The organism is Neisseria shayeganii (assembly GCF_014054965.1).
GTDB lineage: Bacteria > Pseudomonadota > Gammaproteobacteria > Burkholderiales > Neisseriaceae > Eikenella > Eikenella shayeganii.
In genome coordinates this window covers 1,942,023-1,965,820 of record NZ_CP059567.1, presented here as the reverse complement: position 1 = coordinate 1,965,820, position 23,798 = coordinate 1,942,023, and the positions used below count along the sequence as shown (strand labels likewise).

Below are 23,798 nucleotides of genomic sequence, written 5' to 3'. Positions count from 1 at the left end.
GCTTTTCAGGTAGCCACTGCTTTGCGACGGGCTTGCCCGATCAATCCAGATTGCCCAACACGATGCGCAACATGCGGCGCAGCGGCTCGGCGGCACCCCACAGCAGCTGGTCGCCCACGGTGAAGGCGCTGATGTATTCGCCGCCCATGGCCAGCTTGCGGATGCGGCCGACCGGAGTGGTCAGCGTGCCGGTCACCGCGGCGGGGGTGAGATCGCGCATGCTGGCTTCTTTGGTGTTGGGCACCACTTTCACCCAATCGTTGGCGCCGGCGAGCAGGCTTTCGATTTCGGCCAGCGGCAAATCCTGTTTCAGCTTCAGGGTCAACGCCTGGCTGTGGCAGCGCATGGCGCCGATGCGCACGCACAGGCCTTCCACCACCACGCCGTCGGCCTGGCCGAGGATTTTGTTGGTTTCCACGCCGCCCTTCCATTCTTCTTTCGACTGGCCGTTGCCCAAGTCGGCATCGATCCACGGAATCAGGCTGCCGGCCAGCGGTACGCCGAAGTTTTCTTTCGGATAGGCTTCGCTGCGCAGAAAGTCGGACACTTTGCGGTCGATGTCCAAAATCGCGCTGGCCGGATCGGCCAATTCGCTGTGTACTTGGTCGCGGATGGCGCCCATGCCGCTGATCAGCTCGCGCATGTTTTTGGCGCCGGCGCCGGAAGCGGCCTGGTAAGTCATGCTGGAGGCCCACTCCACCAAACCGTTTTGGAACAGGCCGCCCAAGGCCATCAGCATCAGCGAAACGGTGCAGTTGCCGCCGATGTAGTTTTTCACGCCGTTTTGCAGGCCGGCATCGATCACGCCGCGGTTGACCGGATCCAGCACAATGATGGACTCGGCATCCATGCGCAGGGTGGAAGCCGCGTCAATCCAATAGCCGTGCCAGCCGCTCTCGCGCAGGGGCTGGAACACCGATTTGGTGTAATCGCCGCCCTGGCAGGTCACGATGATGTCCATCTCGGCCAACTGGGCAAGGTTGTTGGCATCCAGCAGGGTTTTCGCCGCCTGACCGAAGTCGGGCGCCGCGCCGCCGGGGTTGGAAGTGGTGAAGAAATACGCTTCGGGAATGTGGGCGAAGTCGTTTTCTTCGCGCATGCGCTGCATCAAAACCGAGCCGACCATGCCGCGCCAGCCGATAAAGCCTACTTTTTTCATACTGTGTTGTGCTCCTGAATCAATCATCTTTCTTGCCGGCCTCAGGCTACCTGAAAGCCGTCTGCCGCCCGCACTCCGGCGCCTGCCTCGGCGGCCGCTTTCCTTATATAAACGGTTTGCCGTCTCTTGAGGGCAAAAGCCACTCTCCGGCAGGCCGCAGAGGACGCCCTAAAAACCGGTTCCGTTTTAACGCTGCGCCGCACAAAAGTAAAGTATTTTCTCCGCCGAAACGGAGCGCAATTTGCCGACTAAGTGGCTAAAAATAATAAGTAACTGATATTTATAATTTTATAGTGAGAAAATTTCGCCCACAGCACCGAAGATTCCACTATGCGAAATAAACCTTCTGATTTTCAAATGCTTGTATTGATATTTTTTCTAAAAATATGCTAATGAAGATTTACAAACCGCGGAAAGCAGGGTAAAAGCCTGTTTATCCCCAGCCGCCTCACTCCAACGGCCGGCAGGGGCATCGAGCGGGCTGCACCGGGCAGCGGTGGCACCGTCCGGCAAGTTTACAATTTGAGGATTGAAAAATGAGTAACCATCATTTAGCCAAAGTTCTTGGCAAAAAAGAGGCGTTCATGCTGGCCTTCGGCGCCATGATCGGCTGGGGCTGGATTGTTCTGTCCGGCGGCTGGGTGCAGGAGGCCGGCAGCATCGGTGCGCCGCTGGCCTTGGCGCTGGGCGCAGGCATCATCATGGTCATCGGCCTGTGTTACGCAGAACTCTGTTCCGCCATGCCCTATGAAGGCGGCGAGCACGTATTCAGCTACCGCGCCATGGGCCATGCCGCATCTTTTCTGTGCACTTGGGCCATGATTTTGGGCTATGTATCGGTGGTGGCCTTCGAAGCCGTTGCCCTGCCTACGGTGCTCGACAACCTGATTCCCGGTTACCAAGTGGGCTACCTGTGGAACCTGATGGGCCAAGAGCAAAACACGGAAGACCTCGTGGCCGGCATCCGCGGCGGCGATGTGTATTTCACTTGGGCGTTGGTGGGCATGGCCGGCACCGTGGTGGTGACTTGGCTCAACTACATCGGCATCAAAACCGCTGCCCGTTTCCAAACCTTTGTGACCTATCTGATTTTGCTGGTCGGCTTGGTGTTCATCATCGCCGCGCCCATCAGTGGAGATGCCGCCAATCTGCAGCCGCTGTTTAACGAAACCCCGGTGGAAGGCAGCGTATTTTCGCCGATGATGGCCGGTATGCTGGCTGTCTTGCTGATTGTGCCCTTTATGTTTGTGGGTTTTGACGTGATCCCGCAGGCGGCGGCGGAAATCAATCTGCCGCAAAAAGACATCGGCAAAATGTTGTTGTTGTCTGTGGCTGCCGCCACCATCTTCTACTGCGCCATTACCTTCGGCGTGGGCATCGCCCTGAATGAGCAACAGTTGAACGATGCCTCTTTGCCCACCGCCACCGCGATGGAAGTGGTGTTCAACAGCCCGCTGGCTGCCAAAATCATGATTCTGGCGGGTGTCGCCGGCATCATCACCAGCTGGAACGCCTTCTTTATCGGCGGCAGCCGTGCCATCTATGCCATGGCGCACGCCAAAATGCTGCCCGCTTTCTTGGCGAAAACCCATCCGAAATACAAAACCCCGCACAATGCGGTGTTGCTGATCGGCGCGGCCACCCTGTTCGCTCCCTTCTTGGGCCGCAAAGCACTGGTGTGGTTTGTCGATGCCGGCAGCCTCTCCATTGTGATCGCTTATTTCATGGTGTGTATGTCGCTGCTGGTGCTGCGCCGCCGCGCCCCCAATATGCCCCGTCCCTTCCGTCTGAAAAAAGGCATTTTCATCGGTGCGGCCGGCTGCTGCTTGAGCCTGTTCTTGGGCTATATGTACCTGCCTTTCAGCCCCGCCGCGCTGACCAAAGAAGAATGGTGGATTTTCGGCGGCTGGATGGTATTCGGCTTCATCCTCTACTCCATCGCCCGCAGCAAATACGGCACAGAGGAATCCGACCGCATCATGGAAGCGGAGTGGGCCAACGAACATGAAATGGCTGCCGCACAAGCCAAGCAAAACGCCCAATAATCCGGCTGCACAAAGCAAACAGGCTACCTGAAAGTTTCAGGTAGCCTGTTTTTATGCAACGCTGTCAATACTCAACTCCCAACCTTAGATCTTGGCAAAACCGGCAGATGTGTGGATGCCGTTCAGGCGTAGCAGCACAGCGGGCGTGAACGCACAACGCAGAAATGCGCCGCAGATGGGGGTTTTGAAAGGTCTCAGAGTATTCCGGGCATCCGTGCTTAGAGCCTCGAAGCGCTTGGCAAGTTGGAGAACGGCACACTTCAAGGTGTGCATTCCCTCGACCTGGCTGTTGTATTTTTGCTGTTGCGCTGCAACAAATACCTGTCTTCAAAACGGTAATATGTTAAAATTTTTCGCTTTCTACCCTTTCTTTGGCCTGCTGCCGGGTTTGCCGGCGCGGGCGTTTGTTTCCTAAGGAGCACCACGATGAATATGAAAAAATGGCTGGCCACCGTCTTGGCTTGTTCTGCCGTTGCTTTAAGCGGCTGCGGCGACAACTCTTCCAACCAAACTGCGGCGCCGGCTCCTGCTTCCGATGCCTCATCCGCACCGGTGGCGGAAGCAAAAGTATTGCGCGTTGGCATGAATGCCGAATTTCCGCCGTTTGAGTCGCAAGACGCGCAAGGCCAGGTACACGGTTTTGATGTGGACTTGCTGAATGCTTTGGCCAAAGAAGGCGGCTTCCAGGTGGAATTTAAAAACCAGCCTTGGGACAGCCTGTTCAACAGCCTGAAAAACGGCGATGTGGACGTGTTGGCCTCTGCGGTTACCATCACCGAAGAGCGTATGCAGAGCATGGCGTTTACCGACCCCTATTTCCAAATCAGCCAAGTGGTGTTGGTGCAGGGCGATAAAAACATCGCCTCGGTGGAAGATTTGAAAAACCTGAGCCGTGTCGGCGTGGTGACCGGTAACACCGGCGATTTGGCCGCCGGCAAGATTTTGGGTGCCACCAATCCGAAAATCGCCCGCTTCGAAAACTTGCCCCTGCTGTTGAAAGAATTGGAAAACGGCGGTTTGGAAGCCGCCATCAGCGACAGCTCTGTGGTGATGGAGTTCATCAAAAACAACAGCGGCAAGAGCTTTTCGATGATTGAAATTCCCGATTTCGATACCGAAAACTACGGTTTGGCCGTGCGTAAAGACGATGCCGCCACTTTGGATATGCTCAACAAAGCGCTGGCCGCCATCCGTGCCAACGGCGAATACGACCGCATCCACAGCCAGTATTTCGCCAAGCCCGACGCGCCGACTGCCGCATCCGAAGCCGCTGCTTCCGAAGCGAAATAATTGTCCGCGTCCCGCACAATGATGGGCGACAGGCTACCTGAACAGCTTTCAGGTAGCCTGTTTTGCTACCGGGGCGCAAATGGCAAAATCCTGCAAACACGGGCGGTGGCCGCGTAAATTTTGTTATACTCCGTGCCGTTTTTTCCAACTTGTTTTTACCCGATTATGAATAAACGCAATCTATTGTCGGTACTGTCTTTATCGGCTTTGTTGGCCGCCTGCGGCGGCACGGCCGAAACTTCCGTGGTGGCCGGTGCGTCTGACGCTTCCGTGCCCGCTGCTGCGACGTCTGCCGCAGGCCAGCAATTGGTCTCCAGCGACGGTGCGGTGGTGTGGCAGGTGGCTGAAGGCTTCGGCGAACTGCCCGCCGAAGCGGACAAACTCTTGGAGGGCATGCCGAAGGACGCGCTCACGTTGCGCCATCATCACAGCGGATCGGACATCACGATTTATGTCGGCCAGGCCGGCGAACCCAAACAAGCTGCCGACGCTTATTTCGCCAAGCTGGCGGAAACGGTGAAAGCGGCGCCGGGTTTGGATGATGTGGTGGTGGACGCCCCCGCAGCCGACCATTTGGCTTACCGTTTCAGCCGCAGCGAAAACGGCGGCAGCTTGAACGAGAGCTGCAAAGTGCTGTACAGCGCCGGTGGCATTTACCACGCCTGTGCCGTCAGCCCCAGCGCCGATTTGGCTGAGCTGGATGCGGTGGTGGCCGGTGCCGCTTTGAAAGCCGAATAAGTCTTTGCCGGCCATTGCTATCTTCCGTCTTCAGGCTACCTGAAAGCACAGCCGTGTTTCAGGTAGCCTGAAGGCCATCTGCCTGCCGTAGCAGGCGTGAATGCTGTTGATTTTCCGCTGTCGCGATCCCGATGTCTGCTCCCGACCGTTCTTCCCGTCTGCTGGCCGAACTCGTGCGCTTGTTGCACGAGCGCGGCCATGTGTTTGCCACCGATCCCGCAGTGTTGGATCGGGCCTTGGCGCAATCTGCCGAGCCGCCCGAAGTGCGGATTGCGCAGCGGGCGCGTATGTTGGACCGCGACGGTGCGTTGGCGGCGGCGCTGGCCCGCACCGAGCAGCGCGCCCGCCTGTTGCGCTCCTTGCTGACCGCTTTGGCCGCATTCAGCGGCTTTGCCGCCGCCGCCGCCATCATGCAGCAAAGCGGTTTGAACTTTTTCTTGGTGCTGGTGGGCGTGTTGGGCATGAACACGCTGACGCTGCTGTTGTGGTTGGCGGCGGTGTATGGCCTGCGCCGCCGGCCGGCCGTGCTGCTGCCGCCGGCTTGGTTGGTGCGCGGCAACAGCCATTTTCAGGAAGCCTTGCTGGCGCTTTACACCGCGGAATGGCAGCAGCCGGCCGCGCGCTGGCAGGCCGGTGCGTTAAGCCACCGTTTTTGGTCGGCTTCCTTGGCCGGCATGGCGGCGGCGGTGCTGCTGTTTTTGAGTGTGCGCCAATACACGTTCAATTGGGAAAGCACGCTGCTGTCCGATCACAGCCTGGTGCAGTTGGTGGGCGCTTTGGCTTGGCTGCCGGAGCGGCTTGGTTTTCCCGTGCCCGATACGCAGGCTGTTTTGGACAGCCGTCTGCGGCACCACACGGCCAGTGCGCAGCAATGGGGCAGTTTGCTGCTCGGCAGCCTGCTGTGTTACGGCCTGTTGCCCCGCCTGCTGGCTTGGGGTGCTTGTGTGTTGCTGGCCCGCAGCCGGCCCGCCGGCCTGCCGTTGTCGTTGCCTTATTACCGCCAGCTGTTGCGCGGTTGGCAGCGTCGGATTGTGGATGCCGACGATGATTACCGGGCCGATGCGGTGCCGGTGCTGCCCCCGCCGCTGCCTACCGGCGGTGAGGCCGAGGCATGGGCGGTGATGCTGGAGCGGCCGTGGCCCGATGCGGCGTGGCACCGCCATGTGCTCGGGCGGGTGTGGCAGGATGGCGGCGTGGCCGACAGCCGCGACAGCGTTGCCGTGCTGCTCGATGATTTGACACGCCAGCCGGTGCAGCTCTTGCTCGGTGTCCGTGCCGTCAGCCTGCCCGACCGCGGTCTGCTGCGCCAAATCGACCGTTTGGCCCAAGCGGCGCAGGGCGGTGTGGTGGTGCAGCTGTTGTCCGTGGAATCCGAACACGACGCTTTGGCCGAGGCGGTGCCGCAATGGCAGGCCGCTTTGCAGGCGCGCGGTCTGCCCGTTTTACTTCCTCCTCATTTGTCCCAACAGGGTTTCAGGTAGCCTATGTCTTCCCCGCTGCAACTGGCCGTGGTCGGCCATACCAATACCGGCAAAACGTCTTTGCTGCGCACCCTGCTGCGCGACAGCGCCTTCGGCGAAGTGCGCCATGCGCCGGCCACCACCCGCCATGTGGAAGCCGCCGAAATCGCCGACGGCGGCCAAACCTTGGTGACGCTGTATGACACGCCGGGCTTGGAGGATGCCGGCGGGGTGCTGGATTGGTTGGAGGAGCACACTTCCGCCCGTGCCGACGGCGTAGAGCGTTTGCAGTCGTTTTTGGCTTCGCCCGAAGCCGCCGGTGAATTTGCCCAGGAGGCCAAAGTGCTGCGCCAGTTGTTGCGCAGCGACATGGCGCTGTATGTGGTGGACGCGCGCGAGCCGGTGCTGCCCAAATACAAAGACGAGCTGACCGTGTTGTCGTGGTGCGCCAAGCCTTTGATGCCGGTGTTCAACTTTATCCAAGGCCAAGATGTGCAGGTATGGAGCGAGATGCTGGCCCGCCGAAGCTTACACGTTTGGAGCGGTTTCGATACGGTGGCTTTTGACTTCGAAGGCGAAATCCGTTTGTGGGACAATCTGGCCACCATGCTGCCGGAGCGGACGGTGCTCGACCGGCTCACCGATTTGCGCCGCCGGGAATGGCGCGAACTCGACCGCGAGGCGCGCGAAGAAATCGCCCATTTTCTGCTCGACATGGCCGCTTATGCGGTGGAAACCGATGCCGAAGACGATCCGGAGTCGCATTGGTGCACTATGCAGCAGGAAGTGCGGGCCGCCGAAGCCGCTTTCCAGCAACGCCTGTTCCGCCTCTACCGTTTCTACCAAGACGATTACCGGCCCGACCATGATTGGGTGCTCCAGCCTTTCCGCCAAGATCCTTTCGACAGCGAACTGTTGAAAGAATACGGCATCCGCACCACCAAAGGCGCGGCCACCGGCGCCTTGATCGGCCTCGGCGTGGACGTGCTTACCCTCGGCACCTCTTTCGGCCTCGGCACCACCCTCGGCGGCCTGATCGGCGGTGTGTTGCCGAATGTGCAAACCCTGTCCGATACTTTCAGCGGCCGCCAACGGCTGCATATTGCGCCGGAAACGCTGACGCTGTTGGCCGCCCGTGCCCAGGCCTTGTTGTCGGTGTTGCAAACCCGCGGTCATGCGGCCCAAAGCGCCGTCAGCCTGCCGCCGCGCCGCACCCCATGGTCTGCGGAACGCCTGCCTTACGGCTTGGGCAAAGCACGCCGCCAGCCGCACTGGTCGGCGCTCAACGGTTACAGCGAGGAAGCCGCCCGCCAGGCCCGCAGCGAAGCGGCCGCCGGTTTGGCCGCCAAGCTGGTTCTGTCCGCCTGAGCCGGGTGCTTGGTACGCGGCACTGTGCATGGAGGCAGTGCTGTTTTACTGTGGCGCGGCGTCTTTCAGGTAGCCTGGCTTGGCGATACAATGCCGGCCTTGAACGGATTGGAAAGGAAATGGCATGATTGGCCGATTATCGGGCAAGTTGGTAGAAAAGCACCCGCCGCAACTGCTGATTGATGTGGGCGGGGTGGGGTATGAGGTGGACGTGTCGATGCAGACCTTCTATGCGCTGCCGTCCACCGGCGAGCCGGTGACCCTCTATACCCAGCTGATTGTGCGCGAGGATGCGCATTTGCTGTTCGGTTTCGGCAGCACGGCCGAAAGGGCGACTTTCCGCCAATTGTTGAAAGTGGGCGGCATCGGCGCCAAAACGGCTTTGGGTATTTTGTCGGCCATGAGCGCGGATGAGTTGGCGCAGGCGGTGGCGGCGGAAGACGTGAAAAAGTTGTCGTCGGCGCCGGGTATCGGCAAGAAAACGGCCGAGCGCATGGTGTTGGAGTTGCGCGGCAAGCTGGTGGCGGCGGATGTGCCGGCCTTGGCGCTGCCGGAAGCGGCGGCGGACAGCAGCGAAGACATTGTCAGCACTTTGCTGGCTTTGGGCTATAACGAACGCGAAGCCCGTGCGGCGGCAAAGGGGATTCCGTCGGATACGGAGGTGGGCGAAGGCGTGCGTTTGGCCTTGAAGAATTTGCTGAAGTAGCAGCCGGCTCGCTATCGGGCTACCTGAAATCTCGCTCCATCCATTACCGACAGCGCCTGTTTGCGTGATGCCCTAAAGGGGTGATGTTGATCGCTTGCTTATCTGTCTTTGGGATGGGGGTTTTGCAAAGGTCTCAGGCTACCTGAAAGGTGTTTGCGGCAGGCCGGCAAAGGCTGATAAAAAACCGCCCGTGATGAAACGGGCGGTTTGGTTTGCTTTCGGCTTAGCGTTTTTTGCCGGTAACGGTGGCAACGGCCAGGTTGCTGTTGCGGCGCAGGGCGGTGCTTTGCACGCCTTCAGGGTAGTTGACGTCAGACAGGTGCAGAATGTCGCCGGCCACCACTTTTTCGCAATCCAGCTCGAGGGCGGCGGGGATGTTTTTCGGATCCACCAGTACTTCTACGGAGCTGTTCAGCAGAGAAACACGGCCGCTTTGCAGTTTAACGGCTTGGGATTTCTCGGCATTGACAATGTGCAGCGGGATGCGGATTTTCAGCGGTTTGTCCAGTTCCACCACTTGGAAGTCGATGTGTTGCACTTCGCGGCGGAAGGGGTGCATTTGGAAATCGCGCACGATGACATCGTATTCTTTGCCGTCCAGGCTCAGTTTGACGATGGCGGTGTGGAACGCTTCTTTTTCCAGAGCATAGAACACGGTTTTGTGGTCTACGCTTACGGCCAGAGGCTGTTGGTTTTCGCCGTATACCACGGCAGGCAGTTTGCCTTCGCTGCGCAGGCGGCGGCTCGCACCGGAACCTTGTTGTTCGCGCACTTGGGCTTCGATTTTGAATGACATAAAACACTCCAAAGTGAGTAAAAAGTGAAAGCCGTCTGCCGGGCTGCGACCAACCCTGACGGCCGGGGGTTACGGGAGGAATAAGGCTCCCGGAGCAGTGACGTCCTCGTTGAAGAGGTACGACACGGATTCTTCGTTGCTGATGCGGCGCACGGTTTCGGCCAAGAGGCCGGCAATGGTGACTTGGCGGATGCGGTCGCAATTTTTGGCGGCCTCGGACAGCGGGATGGTGTCGGTGACCACCACTTGGTCGATGTCGGAAGAGGCGATGCGGCTGACGGCTTCGCCGGAAAAAACCGGATGGGAAGCATAGGCCAACACGCGCTCGGCGCCGCGCTCTTTCAGGGCGGAGGCCGCTTTGCACAGGGTGTTGGCGGTGTCGATCATGTCGTCCACAATCATGCAGGTGCGGCCTTGGATGTCGCCGATGATGTTCATCACTTCGGCCACATTGGCTTTGGGGCGGCGTTTGTCGATGATGGCCAAATCGGCGTTCAATACTTTGGCCACGGCGCGGGCGCGCACCACGCCGCCGATGTCGGGGCTGACCACGGTCAGGTTGTCGATGCGCTGCTGCAGGATGTCGTGAATCAGAATCGGGGTGGCGTAGATGTTGTCCACCGGAATATCGAAAAAGCCTTGGATTTGGTCGGCGTGCAAGTCAACGGTCAGCACGCGGTCTACGCCTGCGGAAGACAGCATATTGGCCACCAGTTTGGCGGAAATCGGCACGCGCACCGAGCGCGGGCGGCGGTCTTGGCGGGCATAGCCGAAATAGGGGATGGCGGCGGTAATCCGGCCGGCCGATGCGCGCTTGAGGGCGTCGGCCATGGTGAGGATTTCCATCAGGTTGTCATTGGTGGGCGCACAAGTGGGCTGCAGGATGAAGACGTCGCGGCCGCGTACGTTTTCCAGCAGTTCCACCGCGATTTCGCCGTCGGAAAACTTGCCGACGCTGGCGCGGCCGAGAGAGATATCCAAATGTTTCACCATATTGGCGGCCAGTTCGGGGTTGGCGTTGCCGGTGAATACCATCAAGCTGTCGTATGCTGCCATGTCTTCGTTACCTTGGTTGTTCGCGGGGTGGCGGATGCTTGGAAACATATTGCTTCCTTTTTGCACGGTTTGCGCGGGGAAAGCGGCAATTATACGCCGCTCGGCTGCGCCCATCAAAATTATGTGTTGGGTTGGTGCGGATAGGGTGGCGCGGCTGTTGTGTTTTGTACAGGGCCGCGGCCGGCAGGGTTTTGGCCGTGCCACACGTTTTCAGGTAGCCTGCGGCGGCCACTGTTGCTTGAACCGTGTTTTCCGGTGTTTCTGCCTGCTTCTTAAGCAGGCTGTATCCAGCAAAAAAAGCGTGTAATGCTTACACGCTTTTTTAAAATTTTGGCTGGGGATGTAGGATTCGAACCTACGAATGCCGGAATCAAAATCCGGTGCCTTAACCAACTTGGCGAATCCCCAACGCTTTATAAAAGTGGGTGGCTGGGGATGTAGGATTCGAACCTACGAATGCCGGAATCAAAATCCGGTGCCTTAACCAACTTGGCGAATCCCCAACGTTTACATATCAAGCATAGGATGGCGATCTAGGCCGCGTATGCAGTATGCCTGATGTGTTTGAGCAACTGTTTTATATACCGATTCCGCTGTTTCTTGTTCTGCAAAGCTGAGAAAAATACAGGCGCCAGAGCCGGTCATCAAAGGCGTGCCGTATCGGCGCATCAGCTCAAACACTTGCTTGACTTCGGTATATTCCTTCAAAACAACCGCCTGCATATCGTTGCGGAAAGGTTGTAGTGATTGGAAGCTCGGTATTATGCTGGGTTCGGAATCGCGTGTCAAGTCCGGATGAGAAAAAATCACGGCGGTGCTGACATGCACACTTGGTTTGACCACCACATACCATTGGGCGGGCAGGGCGATTTCGCTCAGTTGTTCGCCGATGCCGCGCACAAAGGCGTTGCGGCCGAAAATGAAAAACGGCACGTCGGCGCCCAGCTGCAGGCCGAGCGGCATCAACTGTTCGGCGGTCAGGCCGCATTGCCACAGGCGGTTGAGTGCCATCAAAACCGTGGCGGCATCCGAGCTGCCGCCGCCCATGCCGCCGCCCATGGGGATGCGTTTTTCCAGCCAGATGTCGGCGCCTTGCCGGCTACCTGAAACCCGCTGCAGCAGAGCAGCGGCGCGGTAAGTCAGGTCTTGTTGCGGCAGTACGCCGTCGGCGGGGGTGTGCAGCTGGATTTGGCCGTCCGGGCGCGGCAGCAGGTGGACGGTGTCGCACAAATCCACCAGGCGGAAAATGCTTTCCAATAAGTGGTAGCCGTCGGCACGGCGGCCGACAATGCGTAAATCGAGATTGAGCTTGGCCGGGGCGGGAAAGGCTTGGGCGGCAGCGGGAATCGGCGTATTCATAAAGTTTAGGGTGAGGGGCAGGCGGCGGGCGGGTTTTCAGGTAGCCCGATGTGGTCGAACACTAGGCGCAGGCTGAGGCCGGCGCGTTCGAGCAGCAGCATACGAACTTGGCCGTTGTCGCCCAGGTTGCGCTGGATGCGCCAGCCCAGTTGCTGCAGGCGGCCGTCGGGCAGGGTTTGGTAGGGTTCGCCGGCCACGCGCAGGCCGTTGGCCCAGCGGTCGATGTGGGCGATGGGCAGGTCGTAGCCGAGCAGTTGGCGGCTCAGTTCGGCGGCGTTGTCGGCGCGGTAGCGACGGCCGTCGGCGGCCACGGCTTGGACGCCGCTGCCGTCTTCGCACAGGTGGCCCAGGCTGTTGCCGAGCGGAGTTTTGACTTCAAAGAGTTGGACTTCGGCGGTGCGCAGCCAGTCGAAATTGGCGTAGCTGCCGCGTTCGTTTTCTTTGACGCCCATGCGGCCGGCGGCTTCGAAGGCGGGGACGTTGCCGTCTTCGCGCCAGGCGTCGGCGGCCATTTGGGTGCCGGTGCCGGCACAGGCGGCGAGGAGGAGGGCGGTGCCGGCGGCGGTAATGCGTTTGAGTCGGGTCATGGGGCTGTTCGCTGCGGCTACCTGAAAACACAAACCGGGCGGAATGTGTTTTCAGGTAGCCTTTTGGTTATTGACGGGCTTGATCGGCAGGCGTGAGTTCGACGCCCAGCCGTTGCAGGGTATCTTGCAATACTTTTTGGTTGCCGCCTTTGCCGGCAACGGTTTGCCAGATTTGGCGGGCTTCGTCGCGGCGGCCGAGCTGCCACAGCACTTCGCCCAAGTGGGCGCCGACTTCCGCTTCGGGCAGGGCGCGGTAGGCGGCTTCCAGATGGGGCAGGGCGGCGCGGGCGTCGCCTTGTTTGAACAACACCCAGCCCAAGCTGTCGCGGATGGCCGGCGATTGCGGGTCCAGCCGGTGGGCCTGCTCGATGTGGCGGCGGGCTTCGGCCAGATCGGCATCGGGCAGGGCGAGCATGGTGTAGCCCAGTGCGTTCAAAGTGTCGGCGTGTTTGGGGAAGAGGCGCAAGGCCTCGCGCAGGTCGGCCACGGCTTTATCGGGCTGCTCCAGCCGGTCGGCATACAGTAAGGCGCGGCTGTAGAGAACAGCGGCGGCCGATTCGGCGGAGCCGGCATCGGCGTTGCCGTGCTGTCGGTGCAGGCCGTTTAGGCGGTGCAGGGCCTCGGTGAGCGGCAGCTTGGCGGCAATATTGAGCTGGGCTTGTAACAGGTCGGCCGGGCCGTACAGGCCGTTTTCGTGCGGGTGCAGGGATTCGGCGCGCAGCAGCAGGTCGTCGGCGGCCGTCCAGTTTTCAGCGGCGGTTTCGATGTGGGCGGCCACCATTAGGCGGTCGAAAGCAGACTCGGGTGCTTCCATGCGGGTGTTCCACAAGCGGGCGGTCTCGAAGTCTTTTTCTTCCAATGCCCGGGTGGCGGCAAACAGGGCGGCGCGGCTTTTCTGCTGGCTGGTGCCCAATAGATAGGCTTTGTCGAAATAGTTGAGCGAAACGGCGGCGGGTTCTTTGCGTCGGGTGGACAATACGCCGGCCTGAATATAAAAGTCGGGATCGGGATTTTTGGCCAGCAGGCTTTGCAGCAGGCTGTAGGCTTCGTTTTCGCGGCCGGAGTGGATGAGGCTGTCCACTTTCAAACCCTGCCACATGGGGCTGAGGCGGTGGTCGTCGGTGCCGGCGAAAAAGTGGTGCAGTACTTCGGGGCTGCGGCGGGCGATCAGGCCTAGGGTGAGGCGGGTGGTGGGACGGATGTCGGTATCCAGCTGGGCCAGCCGGTTGAGTGCGGCGGCGGCGTCGCGTTTGCGGTTCTGTTGCGCCGAATAGATGGCGTCGGTCATCGCGGCTTCGGGCAGGGTGGGGAAGCGGAGGGCGGCTTCGTGCACCAGGCGGGCGTTGCGCGCATTGGCCACTTCAGGCTGACGCAGGGCCAGTTGGGCCAAACGCAGAAAGACGCCGCGCATGCGGTTGCGGTCGTCTTGAGCCAGCACTTCGGGCAGATTGGCTTCCACGGTGTTCAGGTCGCCTTTGGCGGCGGCCACCATCCAGCGCATGCGTTTCTGCTCGGGCGAGGGCTGCGGTTCGGCGCGCTGCCAGCGTTCCAGCATCTGTTCGGCCAGGCGGATGTTGCCGGCGAGGGCGATTTCGACGGCGCGTTCGGCCACGGCGGGGTCTTTGCTGCGCTCGAAAACGCGCAGGTAGCCGGCCAAGGCGGTGCCGCCCTGATTTTGCTGCAGGCTCATTTCGGCGGCTAAGGCGGTCATCATATTGTTGGCACGGTCGATGATGTCGCGGTGGGACATCTGCCCGCCGTCCGGCGATTTGCCGGCAGGTGCGCTCCAAACGGGCGCGGAAACGGCCAGGCAGGCCGCGAGCAGCGGAATCATGCGTTTTCGCCAAGACAGCATCGGTTCGTCCTCAACTTCAAATCAAACACGGTAAAGGGGCGTTACTTTAGCAGCAAGCGCCGGCAGCGGCCAGAATTCTTGCATGGTTTTGCGCTTGGCCGCGGCGGTGGAGAGGCTACCTGAAAAGCGGGTTTTCAGGTAGCCTTGGCGGCCTATTTGAACCTCTGATTAAGGAGTGGGTAAGTGGAATATCGTGAATACCGCCGTTATGATGCGGTGGGCTTGGCCGCTTTGATCCGTGCGGGCGAGGTGTCGTCGGACGAAGTGTTGCAGGCGGCGCTGGCGAGGCTGGACGAGGTGAACCCAAAGCTCAATCTGCTGGCGCACGATTTGCGCGAACGGGCGTTTGCCGACAGCCATCCGCAAGGCGGCGGCGCGGTGTTGGCGGGGGTGCCGTTTTTGCTGAAAGATTTGCTGGCCGACTGGGCAGGTGCGCCCACTTGGTCGGGCTCGCGCATGATGCAGCAGTATGTGGCCGCGCAAAACAGCGATTTGACGCAGGCTTATTTGGACGCCGGCCTGCGGGTGTTCGGCAAAACCACCACCCCGGAATGGGGCGCGTATCCGGTAACCGAAGCCGAAGTGTACGGCATCACGCGCAATCCCTGGCATCTGGCCTACACCCCGGGCGGCAGCAGCGGCGGTTCGGCGGCAGCGGTGGCGGCGGGCGTGGTGCCGGTGGCCCACGGCGGCGACGGCGGCGGCTCCATCCGTCTGCCGGCGCACAATTGCGGCCTGTTCGGCCTCAAGCCCACGCGCGGGCGCAGCAGTGCCGGGCCGTTGCTGGCGGAAGGTTGGCAGGGCATGGTGTGCGAGCATGTGTTGAGCCGCAGTGTGCGCGACAGTGCGCTGATGTTGGACATCGCTGCGCGCACTCAGCCTAAGGCCCTGTATGCCTGCCCGCCGCCGCCGGCAAACGGCTTTTCAGGTAGCCTGCAGAAGGAAACCGGGCGTCTGAAAGTCGCTTTTTGGCGGCGCGACTGGTTGTGCGGCGGCGGCAACGATGCCGGCACGGAAGCGGCTTTGGCGCACAGCCTGAAGCTGCTGGCCGATGCGGGACACGAGTTGGAGGAGGCATCGCCCGAGTTTGCCGCGCCCGAACTGCTCAACCGTGCGGCGCGGGTGTTGGTGATGGGCGAAACCGCCAAACTGTTTTACCACTACCGCCGCCAAGCCGGCCGCAAACTGCCGCACCGCCTGCTTGAGCCGGTAACGTGGGCCTTGATGGTGCAGGGGCGGCAGATCAGCGCCGGCGAAATGGCGTGGGCGCGCGATGTGATGTTGGCACAAGAGGGGGCGGTGCGGGCGTTTTTCGAGCGTTTCGATGTGCTGGCCACGCCGGTTTGCCCGCGCACCACGCCGAAAATCGGCGAAATGCTGCCGCCGCCGGCCGCGCAAAAGTGGATGCGTTTGTTGTTCGGCACGCTGGGCTTCGGTTTCCTTTTGAAGAATAATCCTTTTGTGGAAAAAGAAGCCGCCGTCACGCTCAATTATGTCGGCTACACTTCGCCCTTCAATATGAGCGGCAATCCGGCCATGAGCGTGCCGCTGTATTGGCACCAAGGCATGCCGGTGGGCACTCAGTTTGCCGCGGCGCATGGTCGGGAAGATGTGTTGCTGCGCTTGGCGGCTCAGTTGGAGCAGATGCAGCCTTGGGCGGAACGCGAGCCGCCGCTGTCATTCGGCTGACACGGTTTGGCGGTATAAGCGTGCTTTTAGGGCGCGCTTTCGGTTTGCTGCCCCCGCTGTTAAAATGCCTGTCTTTACCGAGGAGTGCCGAATGAGCCAATCCGCTTTGCTGGATGCCGTGAAATGGGACAACCAAGGGCTGGTGTGTGCGATTGCGCAAGATGCCGACAGTGGCCGCGTGCTGATGGTGGCGTGGATGAATGCCGAAGCCTTGCAGAAAACTGCAGAAACGGGTTTCGCCCACTATTACAGCCGTTCGCGGCAGAAACAGTGGATGAAGGGCGAGGAATCCGGCCACACGCAGCGGGTGTTGGCGTTGCGCCTGGATTGCGACGGCGATGCGGTGGTGATGCTGATCAAGCAGCAGGGCGGCATTGCCTGCCATACCGGCCGCGAAAGCTGTTTTTACCGCGTTTGGCAAAACGGCGGCTGGCAGGTGGCGGATGCGGTGCTGAAAAGCGAAGCCGAAATTTACGGCCAAACCAAGGAGTGAGACATGGGTGTGGTAAACGATCATGTGTTGACAGAAATCGCCGATGTGATTGAAGTGCGCAAAGATGCGGCCGCCGGCAGCTCTTATGTGTCGCAGCTGATGCACTTGGGCGAAGACGCGATTTTGAAAAAGGTCATCGAGGAGGCGGGCGAAGTGCTGATGGCCTCGAAAGACGGCAACCGCCTGCACATCATCAAAGAAGTGGCCGATGTGTGGTTTCATACCATGGTGCTGCTGTCTTACCACGGGGTGCGTGCGGAAGACGTGCTGATGGAATTGCGCCGCCGCCAGAGCATTTCGGGCTTGGATGAAAAAGCATCGCGCAAAAAGCCGTCTTAAACTGTGTAGCCGGCCATTGGCCGATCCGGCTTTCAGGTAGCCTGAGGCTACCTGAAACGCCATCTGAATATTGTGTGAGGAAAGAATCATGGGTTTTTCAAGCTGGGCGCATTGGCTGGTGATCTTGGTGGTGGTGGTGCTGATTTTCGGCACCAAGAAACTGCGCAACGTCGGCAAAGATTTGGGCGGTGCGGTGCACGACTTTAAAAAAGGCCTCAACGAAGGCAGCGAAGCCGACAAAACCACGGCGGCCGAGCAGCCGGCCCGCAACGAAGAAGACGCCGGCAAATCGGGCTAAGCCATGTTTGATTTCGCGTTCAGCGAAATGCTGCTGGCCGCGCTGGTGGCGCTGGTGGTGCTCGGCCCCGAGCGCCTGCCCAAAGTGGCACGCACCTTGGGCCGCTGGCTGGGCCGCCTGCAGCAGTTTGTGGGCAATATGAAAAGCGAGCTGGCGCAGCAGGCCGATTTGGCCGAATGGCAGCAGATGAAGGCAGACTGGTCGGCCACCGCCGGCCAGCTGCGCGAAGAAATGCAGCAGCTGCGCGAAGCGGCCGACCTGCCGGCTTGGGAGCGCTTGCCCGAGCAGCGCACGCCGGCCGATTTCGGTTTGGCCGACGACGGCTCGCCCTTACCGAAAACGCCGCAGACGGCCGGCTTCCGCCCGGTGTCGCTGCGGCGTCAGGCTTTGGCGCGCCGCCGCCAAGTGCGGCTGAAGCCGCAGGCGGCACCGCGTTTGCGGGCCCGTTCGGGGCGGCGCTGAGCGGTTTTCAGGTAGCCTGCCCTTGGAACCTTGGAACCTTGGAACATTATCTGTTGTGTTGGCGATCACTTTTAAGACGATGAATGTTCTTGGTGTTTTGTATGTAATCTGTGTGTTGATGACGTATGCGCTGTGTTTTTTCATGACGGCAAAAATTGCCCTCTTGTTTAAACGGGCGCAAGGCGATGCCTCGCCGCTTTTTCAGATCCCCAAAGGTTTTCCAAGATTCAAAACCAAGTGGTTGGACAGGTTGATTTCGTTTTTGATTTTGAATCTTATGAGCTTATTTGCCATGTTTTCGATGGGGCGTATTTTTGGAGGCACCGCCATTCCTATCTCTGTTTTTCAGAAAAATATCGGGTTTTACCTTCTGACGATTGCTACGATCAATGCGCTCAGCTTGAGCTTGATGCTTCTCTTTAATAAAACCGAATTCCTTATATTGAAGAAGTTAAACATCGCGTGGTATTACGAAGCGGTTTTGTGGACATTATTGTTGTTGCTGACCCTATATTCGGGGCTTTCCCTGCAAGCCGAAATAGAGGCGATGATGGTATGAAGATTGTAGGAAGGGATGGTTTTGAGGCTACCTGAAAACCTGTTTTGCTTTATGTATCCTGTACGGTCAAACTGTTATGTCTGATGTGCCGCAATCTGCCGCCGAAACCGCCGCTGCCGACGGGCAGACTTTGGTGGCGCATTTGAGCGAGCTGCGCCGCCGCCTGATGTATATGGCGGCCGGCGTTTTGTTGTGTTTGGCGGTGGCGCTGCCGTTTGCCAACGAGCTGTATACGCTGGCGGCGCTGCCGTTGATGGCCAATCTGCCGGCAGGCTCCAAAATGCAGGCGATCGATATTGTGGCGCCGTTTTTCGTGCCGCTGAAAGTGGCGGCGATGACGGCGTTCTTGGTGTCGCTGCCGCACACGCTTTATCAGCTGTGGGCGTTTGTGGCGCCGGCGCTGTACCGCCACGAAAAGCGGCTGGTGCTGCCTTTGGTGGTGTCCAGCGTGTTGCTGTTTGCGGCGGGGATGGCGTTTTGCTACTTCGCCGTGTTTCCGGTGATGTTCAAGTTTCTGCCGGCCACGGCGCCGGAGGGGATTCAGGTAGCCCCCGATATCGGCAGTTATCTGTCGTTGATTTTGGGTTTGTTTCTGGCCTTCGGGGTCACGTTTGAAGTGCCGGTATTGGTGATTTTGCTGTACCGCATGGGGGTGGTGGAATTGGCCACGCTGCGGGCGGCCCGGCCTTATGTGGTGGTGGCTGCGTTTGTGGTGGCGGGGATTTTGACGCCGCCGGATGTGTTGTCGCAATTTATGATGGCGGTGCCTCTGTTGGTGTTGTATGAAGCGGGGCTGTGGATGTGCCGCTGGATGAAGGTTCGCGCACCGGAGGAAACGGCCTAAGCGGGCGGCGTGCAGCGGAAAGACGGGATGAAAACATGCAAGTGAGTCGGAAAACCGCCCAATATTGGGCGGTATTCGGTTTGGTGGCGCTGATGGCGATCAGTCTGGCGTGGGAATTGTGGCTGGCGCCTTTGCGGCCGGGCGGCTCGTGGCTGGCGCTCAAGGCGCTGCCTCTGTGTCTGCCGTTGGCGGGCACGCTCAAAGGCAAGCTTTACACGTTTCAATACAGTTCGATGCTGGTATTGCCGTATTTGGCGGAAGCCATCATGCGTTTGTTCGATGCGGCGCCGGCTTCGCGCTGGTGCGCGGCGGCGGCCCTGGCGGCGGGCGCGGTGTGGTTTGTTGCCTGCCTGCTGTTTGTGCGGGCGGTGCGGCGGGAGCAGCGGCATGTTTAAGCCGCTGCGGCAGTCTGGAGTGATGTGGGCGGGCATGCTGCTGTTGGCGGTGGTGCCGTTTTTGTCTTCTTGGCGCACGGGGCCCCAGGGCGGTTGGCTGATTGAAAGCGGCTCTTTGCTGTTTGCCATGCTGTTTGTGCTGCTGACGGCGGTGCAGGGCGGGCGGCTGCGTTTGCCGGCGGTGTCGTGGTATTTTCTGGCGCTGGCCGTGTTTTGGGCGGTGCAGGCGCGGGTGTTGGCGCTGCCGTATGCGGAGATGTCGGACCTGACGGCGGCGGTTTGGCTGGGTATGGCTTTGCTGGCGTGGGCATGCCGCGTTCAGGTAGCCCGTTTAGGCCAACTGAAGGCGGCGGATATTTTTGCCTGGGCCTTGTTGGCGGGCGGGTTGCTGCAGGCGCTGGTGTGTGTGTTGCAGTTCGGCGAGTGGACCGCGTGGCTGCCGGGGCTGATGAATGCGCCGGGGCGTTATTTTGTGTTCGGCCAGCTCGGGCAGCGCAACCATTTGGGCCACTATATGATGTGGGGCGTGTTGGCGGCGGCCTATTTGTGGAGCCGCAAACAACTGCCGAACGGATGGGCGGCAGGGTGTACCTTATTGCTGTTGGGCGTGGTCGGGCTGATTACGTCGCGCACCATGCTGCTGTATTTGGCTGCGCTGGCCGCTCTATTGCCCGTGCTGTATTGGCGCGGCGGGCCGGCATTGAAACGTTGGTGCTTGCTGACGGGCTTGATGCTGTTGGGCGTGCTGTTGGCGCAGTGGCTGGTGATGCCGCTGCTGTCGGCGTTGCTGGACAGCGGCGGCAGCATAGGCGAGGCTTCCGGTTTGAACCGCATGGCAGGCGGCAATACGGCCAGCCCGGGGCGGGCGGCGGAATGGGCGAAGGCGTGGCAGGTGTTTTTGGCGCATCCCGTATTGGGCGTGGGCTGGCAGGGCTATTCGCATGAGAGTTTTGCCTGGGTGATGCGTGACGGCAGTTTCCGCGATTACGACCCCGGCGTGCTGTTCACCCACAGCCACAACAGTTTTCTGCAAATTCTGGCCGAGATGGGCTGGGTGGGCGGTTTGTTGGTGTTCGGCGGCTGGATCGCGGTGGTGTCGGGCTACCTGAAACGGCCTGTCAACGAAGCCTCGGCTTGGATGCTGTGCCTGATGACGGTGTCGCTGTGCCACAGTTTGCTGGAATATCCGCTGTGGTATGTGTATTTTCTGGCTCCGTTTGTGGTGATGATGAGTTTGACACCGGTGAAAGAGGCATTTGCCGGAGAGAACTCAGCATCGGCTGGGCGTTGGCTTTGGGGCGGCTTGGCAGCCCTGGTCGCGGCGCTGACGCTGTATTACGGCGTTGCCTATTACCGCTTGGCGCACGCCTACGGCAAACCGAGCGCCGAATGGCCGCATGAGCGGCAACTGGCCCAACTCGAGCGCATCGAGCGCTGGGATTACTTTCTGCGCTATTACGCCCACATGGGTTTGCTGCGCAAAGTGGATATTCAGCGCAAGCCGCTGCCGGCTTGGGGGCGGGAAGCTGCGCTGCGGGCCTCCCGATTCCGTCCTTATGCCAACACGGCGGTGCGGGCGTTTTATCTGGATCAGGAAGGCCAAGAACAGGAAGCCGCCGCCTGGCTATTGAATATGGGCCGCTATTACCCCACCATGATGCAACGCTATTTGGACGCCGCCACCGCTTACGGTGTATCCGAAGCCGTGGTCTTGCCCTTGCGGCAAGCGTGCTGGCGTTACCGTGAAACCGCCGCCGCTGCGCTGAAATGCGGTGGAGCAAATCAGTAAATATCTGAAATGAAGCATGATAAAGAGGCTGTGCCACGGCTTGCGCCTGGGGTATGCTTTCCCCGTCTATGCAAAGATGAGCAAAAACATTTGGCTTGCGTGTTGGTATCAGGCAAAGTGTTAAGATTGTTGAAAACACAAGAGAATAAATCCATTGTGTTTCAGGTAGCCTAACTGAAGGAGCGAATAATGAACCGAGTGTTACTGGTGGACGACGATGCCCTGCTCACCGAGCTGTTGACCGAATACCTGAGTGCCGAAGGCCTGGAAGTGCACAGCGTGGGTGACGGCGAAGCCGGCGTCAGCGAAATTTTGGGCGGCAACTATAATGTAGTGGTGTTGGATTCGATGATGCCCAAGATGACCGGTTTGGACGTGCTGAAAACCGTGCGTCAGCAGAGCAAAATCCCCATCATCATGCTCACCGCCAAAGGCGACGACATCGACCGCATCATCGGCCTCGAAATGGGCGCCGACGACTATGTGCCCAAACCCTGCCAGCCGCGCGAACTGCTGGCCCGCATCAATGCCATTTTGCGCCGCACCCGCCAAGCCGAGCCGGATGCCGCGCCGAACGTGATCTCGGTGAGCAACGTTACCCTCTACCCGGCCAAGCGCCAAGCCACCATCGGCGATGCGCCGCTGGAGTTGACCAGCACCGAATTCAACCTGCTGGAAGTGCTGATGCGCCATGCCGGCCAGGTAGTGAATAAAGAAACCCTGTCGATTGAGGCGCTCGACCGCAAACTGGCCAAATTCGACCGCAGCATCGACGTTCACATTTCCAGCATCCGCCACAAACTGGGCGATGCTTCGCTGATTCAAACCGTGCGCGGTTTGGGCTATCTGTTTGTGAAAAACTGATGCCGATGATGGCCGTATCTGCCGATCATCCGTTTGGCGCGTATTGCACGTGCGGGGCGGTGGTCGGCTTGCTTATGCGCGGTCAAGCCCGTTTCGGCCATACACATACAAGAGCGGGTCGAGTGGTTGGTTTGTTTTCAGGTAGCCTGATATGAAGTTGTTTCAGCGGATTTTTCTGACTTTTTTCGTGGTCATCATCGGCGGCATCATGGTGGCCAGCTTTTCGTTTTGGCTGGTGCAGGATACCGTGGCCGAGAGCCGTTTCCGCCAGCAGCGGGCATTTGAAACCGGCCTGCTCAACAGCGCGGTGACCGTTTTCCAAACCCGCGGCCTGCCGGGGGTGCGCGAAACGCTGCAGGACTGGAACAATACGCCGACGTTCGACAATATCCTGGTGATTGCCGGCGACAGCAAAACCGATGTTTTCAAACGCGATATTGATCCCGCACACATTTTTTCCGCCCGCAAATTCGCCGCCCGCCATCCGGAAACCCGTTTGGTTCGGATTGCGTACGACCGCTTGGGTGAAGAGTACATTTTCATGCTGCGCGATTGGGACAAGCAGCAGGCTTCCCGCCCGCCGCCGCCTTTGATGATTCCCGGCGTGGAGATGGCGCCGGTGTGGCACGAGTTCGTCATTCTCAGCTTCGTGGTGGTGATCGGCCTCTTGTTGGCCTACATTTTGGCCAACAATATTTCCAAGCCCATCAATATTCTCGAGCGCGGGATGAACCGTCTGGCCGGCGGCGATCTGGAAACGCGTATTGCCCACCAGCTGGTCGGCCGGCGCGACGAATTGGCCAATTTGGCGGTACAGTTCGACAGCATGGCGGGGCAGTTGCAAAAGTTGGTAGAGAAAGAGCGCCACCTGCTGCACCATGTGTCGCACGAAATGCGCTCCCCGTTGGCGAGAATGCAGGCCTTATTGGCGCTGATGCAGCTGCAGCCGCAAAAGCAGGAACAGAATATGCAGCGGCTCGAATCGGAATTGGGGCGCATGGATACGTTGGTCGGCGAGCTGCTGACGCTGTCGCGTTTGGAAACCGCCCATGCCGGCATGGAAAAAGACCCGCTCAAGCTGGTGCCGTTTCTGGAAAACCTGGTGGAAGACTCGCGTGCGGTGGCTTTGCAAAACCGGCAAACCATCGAGCTGCATTACAAACCTTCGGATGCAGGGGCGTTGGTCAGCGCGCATGAAGGCTATTTGTACCGCGCGTTCGACAATGTGCTGCGCAACGCCATGGCCTACAGCCCCTTGGGCGGCACCATTCGGGTCAACCTGTCTTCGCAGCGGCAGAACTGGGTGGTGGACATCGTGGACAACGGGCCCGGGGTGGACGAACAGCAGCTGCCGCATATTTTCACCGCCTTCTACCGCGCCGACAGCGGTGCGCACAAACAGGGCACCGGTTTGGGTTTGGCCATTGCCCGTCATGTAATCGGCCAGCATTGCGGCAAAGTGATGGCCTACAATGTGCAGCCGCACGGTTTAAACATCCGCTTTGAATTGCCGAAATTGAAGCCTGGCGCGGCCAAAGCGGATTGCGGCGACAAAGAAAAAGACAAGGAAGCCGAATAGGCCGCCCAAGGTTTTGCATGGCCGAATGGGTAAAACGGCATTCAGCCGCCGATACGGGAACGCCGTAT

The 23,798-nt window shown here is 59.8% G+C and carries 23 protein-coding genes and 2 tRNA genes; 17 read left to right on the top strand and 8 right to left on the bottom strand.

The genetic code is table 11. The annotated features are described in order from the left end of the window. Positions 1 to 40 precede the first annotated feature (40 nt). Positions 41 to 1,159: an aspartate-semialdehyde dehydrogenase gene (gene asd / locus H3L94_RS09645; RefSeq protein WP_182121844.1), complete on the bottom strand. Its 1,119-nt coding sequence runs from the start codon at positions 1,157 to 1,159 to the stop codon at positions 41 to 43. Positions 1,160 to 1,695: 536 nt separating this feature from the next. Here asd and H3L94_RS09640 point away from each other — a divergent pair. The 6 genes from H3L94_RS09640 (at position 1,696) to ruvA (ending at position 8,766) form a co-directional block, all read left to right on the top strand. Further along, complete coding sequence (locus tag H3L94_RS09640) at positions 1,696 to 3,204, top strand: APC family permease (protein ID WP_182121843.1); 1,509 nt, start codon at positions 1,696 to 1,698, stop codon at positions 3,202 to 3,204. A gap of 426 nt (positions 3,205 to 3,630) precedes the next feature. Next, the gene (locus tag H3L94_RS09635) at positions 3,631 to 4,494 is read left to right on the top strand and encodes a basic amino acid ABC transporter substrate-binding protein (RefSeq protein WP_182121842.1); all 864 of its coding nucleotides are present in this window, start codon (positions 3,631 to 3,633) and stop codon (positions 4,492 to 4,494) included. 165 nt (positions 4,495 to 4,659) lie between these two features. Further along, a complete protein-coding gene (locus H3L94_RS09630) occupies positions 4,660 to 5,232 on the top strand; it encodes a hypothetical protein (protein ID WP_182121841.1) in 573 nt (190 codons plus the stop codon). 131 nt (positions 5,233 to 5,363) lie between these two features. Then, on the top strand, positions 5,364 to 6,713 hold the full coding sequence (locus tag H3L94_RS09625; protein ID WP_182121840.1) for a DUF2868 domain-containing protein: 1,350 nt from the start codon (positions 5,364 to 5,366) through the stop codon (positions 6,711 to 6,713). A gap of 3 nt (positions 6,714 to 6,716) precedes the next feature. Beyond that, positions 6,717 to 8,060 (top strand): DUF3482 domain-containing protein, encoded by a 1,344-nt coding sequence (locus tag H3L94_RS09620; protein WP_182121839.1) that lies wholly within the window; start codon positions 6,717 to 6,719, stop codon positions 8,058 to 8,060. A gap of 124 nt (positions 8,061 to 8,184) precedes the next feature. Continuing rightward, complete coding sequence (gene ruvA / locus H3L94_RS09615; protein WP_009119681.1) at positions 8,185 to 8,766, top strand: Holliday junction branch migration protein RuvA; 582 nt, start codon at positions 8,185 to 8,187, stop codon at positions 8,764 to 8,766. Between the two features lie 223 nt (positions 8,767 to 8,989). On the opposite strand, the gene H3L94_RS09610 is transcribed toward ruvA, so the two are convergent. The 7 genes from H3L94_RS09610 to H3L94_RS09580 all read right to left on the bottom strand — a co-directional run bounded on the left by H3L94_RS09610 (position 8,990) and on the right by H3L94_RS09580 (position 14,398). Continuing rightward, the gene (locus H3L94_RS09610) at positions 8,990 to 9,562 is read right to left on the bottom strand and encodes a 50S ribosomal protein L25/general stress protein Ctc (protein WP_182121838.1); all 573 of its coding nucleotides are present in this window, start codon (positions 9,560 to 9,562) and stop codon (positions 8,990 to 8,992) included. A 69-nt stretch (positions 9,563 to 9,631) separates the two neighbouring features. Then, entirely contained in the window at positions 9,632 to 10,618 is a 987-nt protein-coding gene (locus H3L94_RS09605; RefSeq protein WP_156787055.1) for a ribose-phosphate pyrophosphokinase, read from the bottom strand. 331 nt (positions 10,619 to 10,949) lie between these two features. Next, positions 10,950 to 11,026, bottom strand: a tRNA-Gln gene (locus H3L94_RS09600). A gap of 18 nt (positions 11,027 to 11,044) precedes the next feature. Next, positions 11,045 to 11,121: transfer RNA gene (locus H3L94_RS09595), tRNA-Gln, on the bottom strand. Positions 11,122 to 11,125: 4 nt separating this feature from the next. Next, positions 11,126 to 11,977, bottom strand: coding sequence for a 4-(cytidine 5'-diphospho)-2-C-methyl-D-erythritol kinase (gene ispE, locus H3L94_RS09590; RefSeq protein ID WP_182121837.1), 852 nt, complete (start codon positions 11,975 to 11,977; stop codon positions 11,126 to 11,128). A gap of 5 nt (positions 11,978 to 11,982) precedes the next feature. Next, positions 11,983 to 12,564 (bottom strand): outer membrane lipoprotein LolB, encoded by a 582-nt coding sequence (locus tag H3L94_RS09585; RefSeq protein ID WP_182121836.1) that lies wholly within the window; start codon positions 12,562 to 12,564, stop codon positions 11,983 to 11,985. 67 nt (positions 12,565 to 12,631) lie between these two features. Beyond that, positions 12,632 to 14,398 (bottom strand): tetratricopeptide repeat protein, encoded by a 1,767-nt coding sequence (locus H3L94_RS09580; protein WP_182121835.1) that lies wholly within the window; start codon positions 14,396 to 14,398, stop codon positions 12,632 to 12,634. Between the two features lie 204 nt (positions 14,399 to 14,602). Between H3L94_RS09580 and H3L94_RS09575 the strand changes: the two genes are divergently transcribed. From H3L94_RS09575 to H3L94_RS09525, 11 genes are all read left to right on the top strand, one after another. Next, positions 14,603 to 16,108, top strand: a complete 1,506-nt coding sequence (locus H3L94_RS09575; RefSeq protein WP_182121834.1) for an amidase — start codon at positions 14,603 to 14,605, stop codon at positions 16,106 to 16,108. A 91-nt stretch (positions 16,109 to 16,199) separates the two neighbouring features. After that, a complete protein-coding gene (gene hisI, locus H3L94_RS09570) occupies positions 16,200 to 16,601 on the top strand; it encodes a phosphoribosyl-AMP cyclohydrolase (RefSeq protein ID WP_182121833.1) in 402 nt (133 codons plus the stop codon). A 3-nt stretch (positions 16,602 to 16,604) separates the two neighbouring features. Next, on the top strand, positions 16,605 to 16,940 hold the full coding sequence (locus tag H3L94_RS09565) for a phosphoribosyl-ATP diphosphatase (RefSeq protein WP_182121832.1): 336 nt from the start codon (positions 16,605 to 16,607) through the stop codon (positions 16,938 to 16,940). An 88-nt stretch (positions 16,941 to 17,028) separates the two neighbouring features. Beyond that, entirely contained in the window at positions 17,029 to 17,238 is a 210-nt protein-coding gene (gene tatA, locus H3L94_RS09560) for a Sec-independent protein translocase subunit TatA (RefSeq protein ID WP_182121831.1), read from the top strand. Between the two features lie 3 nt (positions 17,239 to 17,241). Continuing rightward, positions 17,242 to 17,700: a Sec-independent protein translocase protein TatB gene (gene tatB, locus H3L94_RS09555; protein ID WP_182121830.1), complete on the top strand. Its 459-nt coding sequence runs from the start codon at positions 17,242 to 17,244 to the stop codon at positions 17,698 to 17,700. Positions 17,701 to 17,722: 22 nt separating this feature from the next. Beyond that, the gene (locus H3L94_RS09550; RefSeq protein ID WP_244958749.1) at positions 17,723 to 18,259 is read left to right on the top strand and encodes a beta-carotene 15,15'-monooxygenase; all 537 of its coding nucleotides are present in this window, start codon (positions 17,723 to 17,725) and stop codon (positions 18,257 to 18,259) included. 76 nt (positions 18,260 to 18,335) lie between these two features. After that, positions 18,336 to 19,103, top strand: coding sequence for a twin-arginine translocase subunit TatC (gene tatC / locus H3L94_RS09545; protein ID WP_182121829.1), 768 nt, complete (start codon positions 18,336 to 18,338; stop codon positions 19,101 to 19,103). A 41-nt stretch (positions 19,104 to 19,144) separates the two neighbouring features. Next, complete coding sequence (locus H3L94_RS09540; RefSeq protein ID WP_425325942.1) at positions 19,145 to 19,498, top strand: DUF2069 domain-containing protein; 354 nt, start codon at positions 19,145 to 19,147, stop codon at positions 19,496 to 19,498. Beyond that, the gene (locus H3L94_RS09535; protein WP_182121827.1) at positions 19,491 to 21,287 is read left to right on the top strand and encodes a PglL family O-oligosaccharyltransferase; all 1,797 of its coding nucleotides are present in this window, start codon (positions 19,491 to 19,493) and stop codon (positions 21,285 to 21,287) included. The genes H3L94_RS09540 and H3L94_RS09535 overlap by 8 nt, the downstream gene beginning before the upstream one ends. Positions 21,288 to 21,476: 189 nt before the next feature. After that, complete coding sequence (locus H3L94_RS09530; RefSeq protein WP_009119663.1) at positions 21,477 to 22,151, top strand: response regulator transcription factor; 675 nt, start codon at positions 21,477 to 21,479, stop codon at positions 22,149 to 22,151. A gap of 151 nt (positions 22,152 to 22,302) precedes the next feature. Then, positions 22,303 to 23,730, top strand: coding sequence for a HAMP domain-containing sensor histidine kinase (locus H3L94_RS09525; RefSeq protein WP_182121826.1), 1,428 nt, complete (start codon positions 22,303 to 22,305; stop codon positions 23,728 to 23,730). Positions 23,731 to 23,798: the final 68 nt, after the last annotated feature.

What these genes read in the sequence shown, in the direction of transcription:
- H3L94_RS09625 (WP_182121840.1), top strand. Translation starts at nt 5,364, where the DNA reads ATGTCTGCTCCCGACCGTTCTTCCCGTCTGCTGGCCGAACTCGTGCGC.
- tatC (WP_182121829.1), top strand. Translation starts at nt 18,336, where the DNA reads ATGTCTGATGTGCCGCAATCTGCCGCCGAAACCGCCGCTGCCGACGGG.
- hisI (WP_182121833.1), top strand. Translation starts at nt 16,200, where the DNA reads ATGAGCCAATCCGCTTTGCTGGATGCCGTGAAATGGGACAACCAAGGG.
- H3L94_RS09620 (WP_182121839.1), top strand. Translation starts at nt 6,717, where the DNA reads ATGTCTTCCCCGCTGCAACTGGCCGTGGTCGGCCATACCAATACCGGC.
- ruvA (WP_009119681.1), top strand. Translation starts at nt 8,185, where the DNA reads ATGATTGGCCGATTATCGGGCAAGTTGGTAGAAAAGCACCCGCCGCAA.
- H3L94_RS09605 (WP_156787055.1), bottom strand. Translation starts at nt 10,618, where the DNA reads ATGGCAGCATACGACAGCTTGATGGTATTCACCGGCAACGCCAACCCC.
- H3L94_RS09525 (WP_182121826.1), top strand. Translation starts at nt 22,303, where the DNA reads ATGAAGTTGTTTCAGCGGATTTTTCTGACTTTTTTCGTGGTCATCATC.
- H3L94_RS09530 (WP_009119663.1), top strand. Translation starts at nt 21,477, where the DNA reads ATGAACCGAGTGTTACTGGTGGACGACGATGCCCTGCTCACCGAGCTG.
- H3L94_RS09640 (WP_182121843.1), top strand. Translation starts at nt 1,696, where the DNA reads ATGAGTAACCATCATTTAGCCAAAGTTCTTGGCAAAAAAGAGGCGTTC.
- tatA (WP_182121831.1), top strand. Translation starts at nt 17,029, where the DNA reads ATGGGTTTTTCAAGCTGGGCGCATTGGCTGGTGATCTTGGTGGTGGTG.
- H3L94_RS09585 (WP_182121836.1), bottom strand. Translation starts at nt 12,564, where the DNA reads ATGACCCGACTCAAACGCATTACCGCCGCCGGCACCGCCCTCCTCCTC.
- H3L94_RS09635 (WP_182121842.1), top strand. Translation starts at nt 3,631, where the DNA reads ATGAATATGAAAAAATGGCTGGCCACCGTCTTGGCTTGTTCTGCCGTT.
- ispE (WP_182121837.1), bottom strand. Translation starts at nt 11,977, where the DNA reads ATGAATACGCCGATTCCCGCTGCCGCCCAAGCCTTTCCCGCCCCGGCC.
- H3L94_RS09610 (WP_182121838.1), bottom strand. Translation starts at nt 9,562, where the DNA reads ATGTCATTCAAAATCGAAGCCCAAGTGCGCGAACAACAAGGTTCCGGT.
- H3L94_RS09565 (WP_182121832.1), top strand. Translation starts at nt 16,605, where the DNA reads ATGGGTGTGGTAAACGATCATGTGTTGACAGAAATCGCCGATGTGATT.
- H3L94_RS09630 (WP_182121841.1), top strand. Translation starts at nt 4,660, where the DNA reads ATGAATAAACGCAATCTATTGTCGGTACTGTCTTTATCGGCTTTGTTG.
- asd (WP_182121844.1), bottom strand. Translation starts at nt 1,159, where the DNA reads ATGAAAAAAGTAGGCTTTATCGGCTGGCGCGGCATGGTCGGCTCGGTT.
- H3L94_RS09535 (WP_182121827.1), top strand. Translation starts at nt 19,491, where the DNA reads ATGTTTAAGCCGCTGCGGCAGTCTGGAGTGATGTGGGCGGGCATGCTG.
- tatB (WP_182121830.1), top strand. Translation starts at nt 17,242, where the DNA reads ATGTTTGATTTCGCGTTCAGCGAAATGCTGCTGGCCGCGCTGGTGGCG.
- H3L94_RS09580 (WP_182121835.1), bottom strand. Translation starts at nt 14,398, where the DNA reads ATGATTCCGCTGCTCGCGGCCTGCCTGGCCGTTTCCGCGCCCGTTTGG.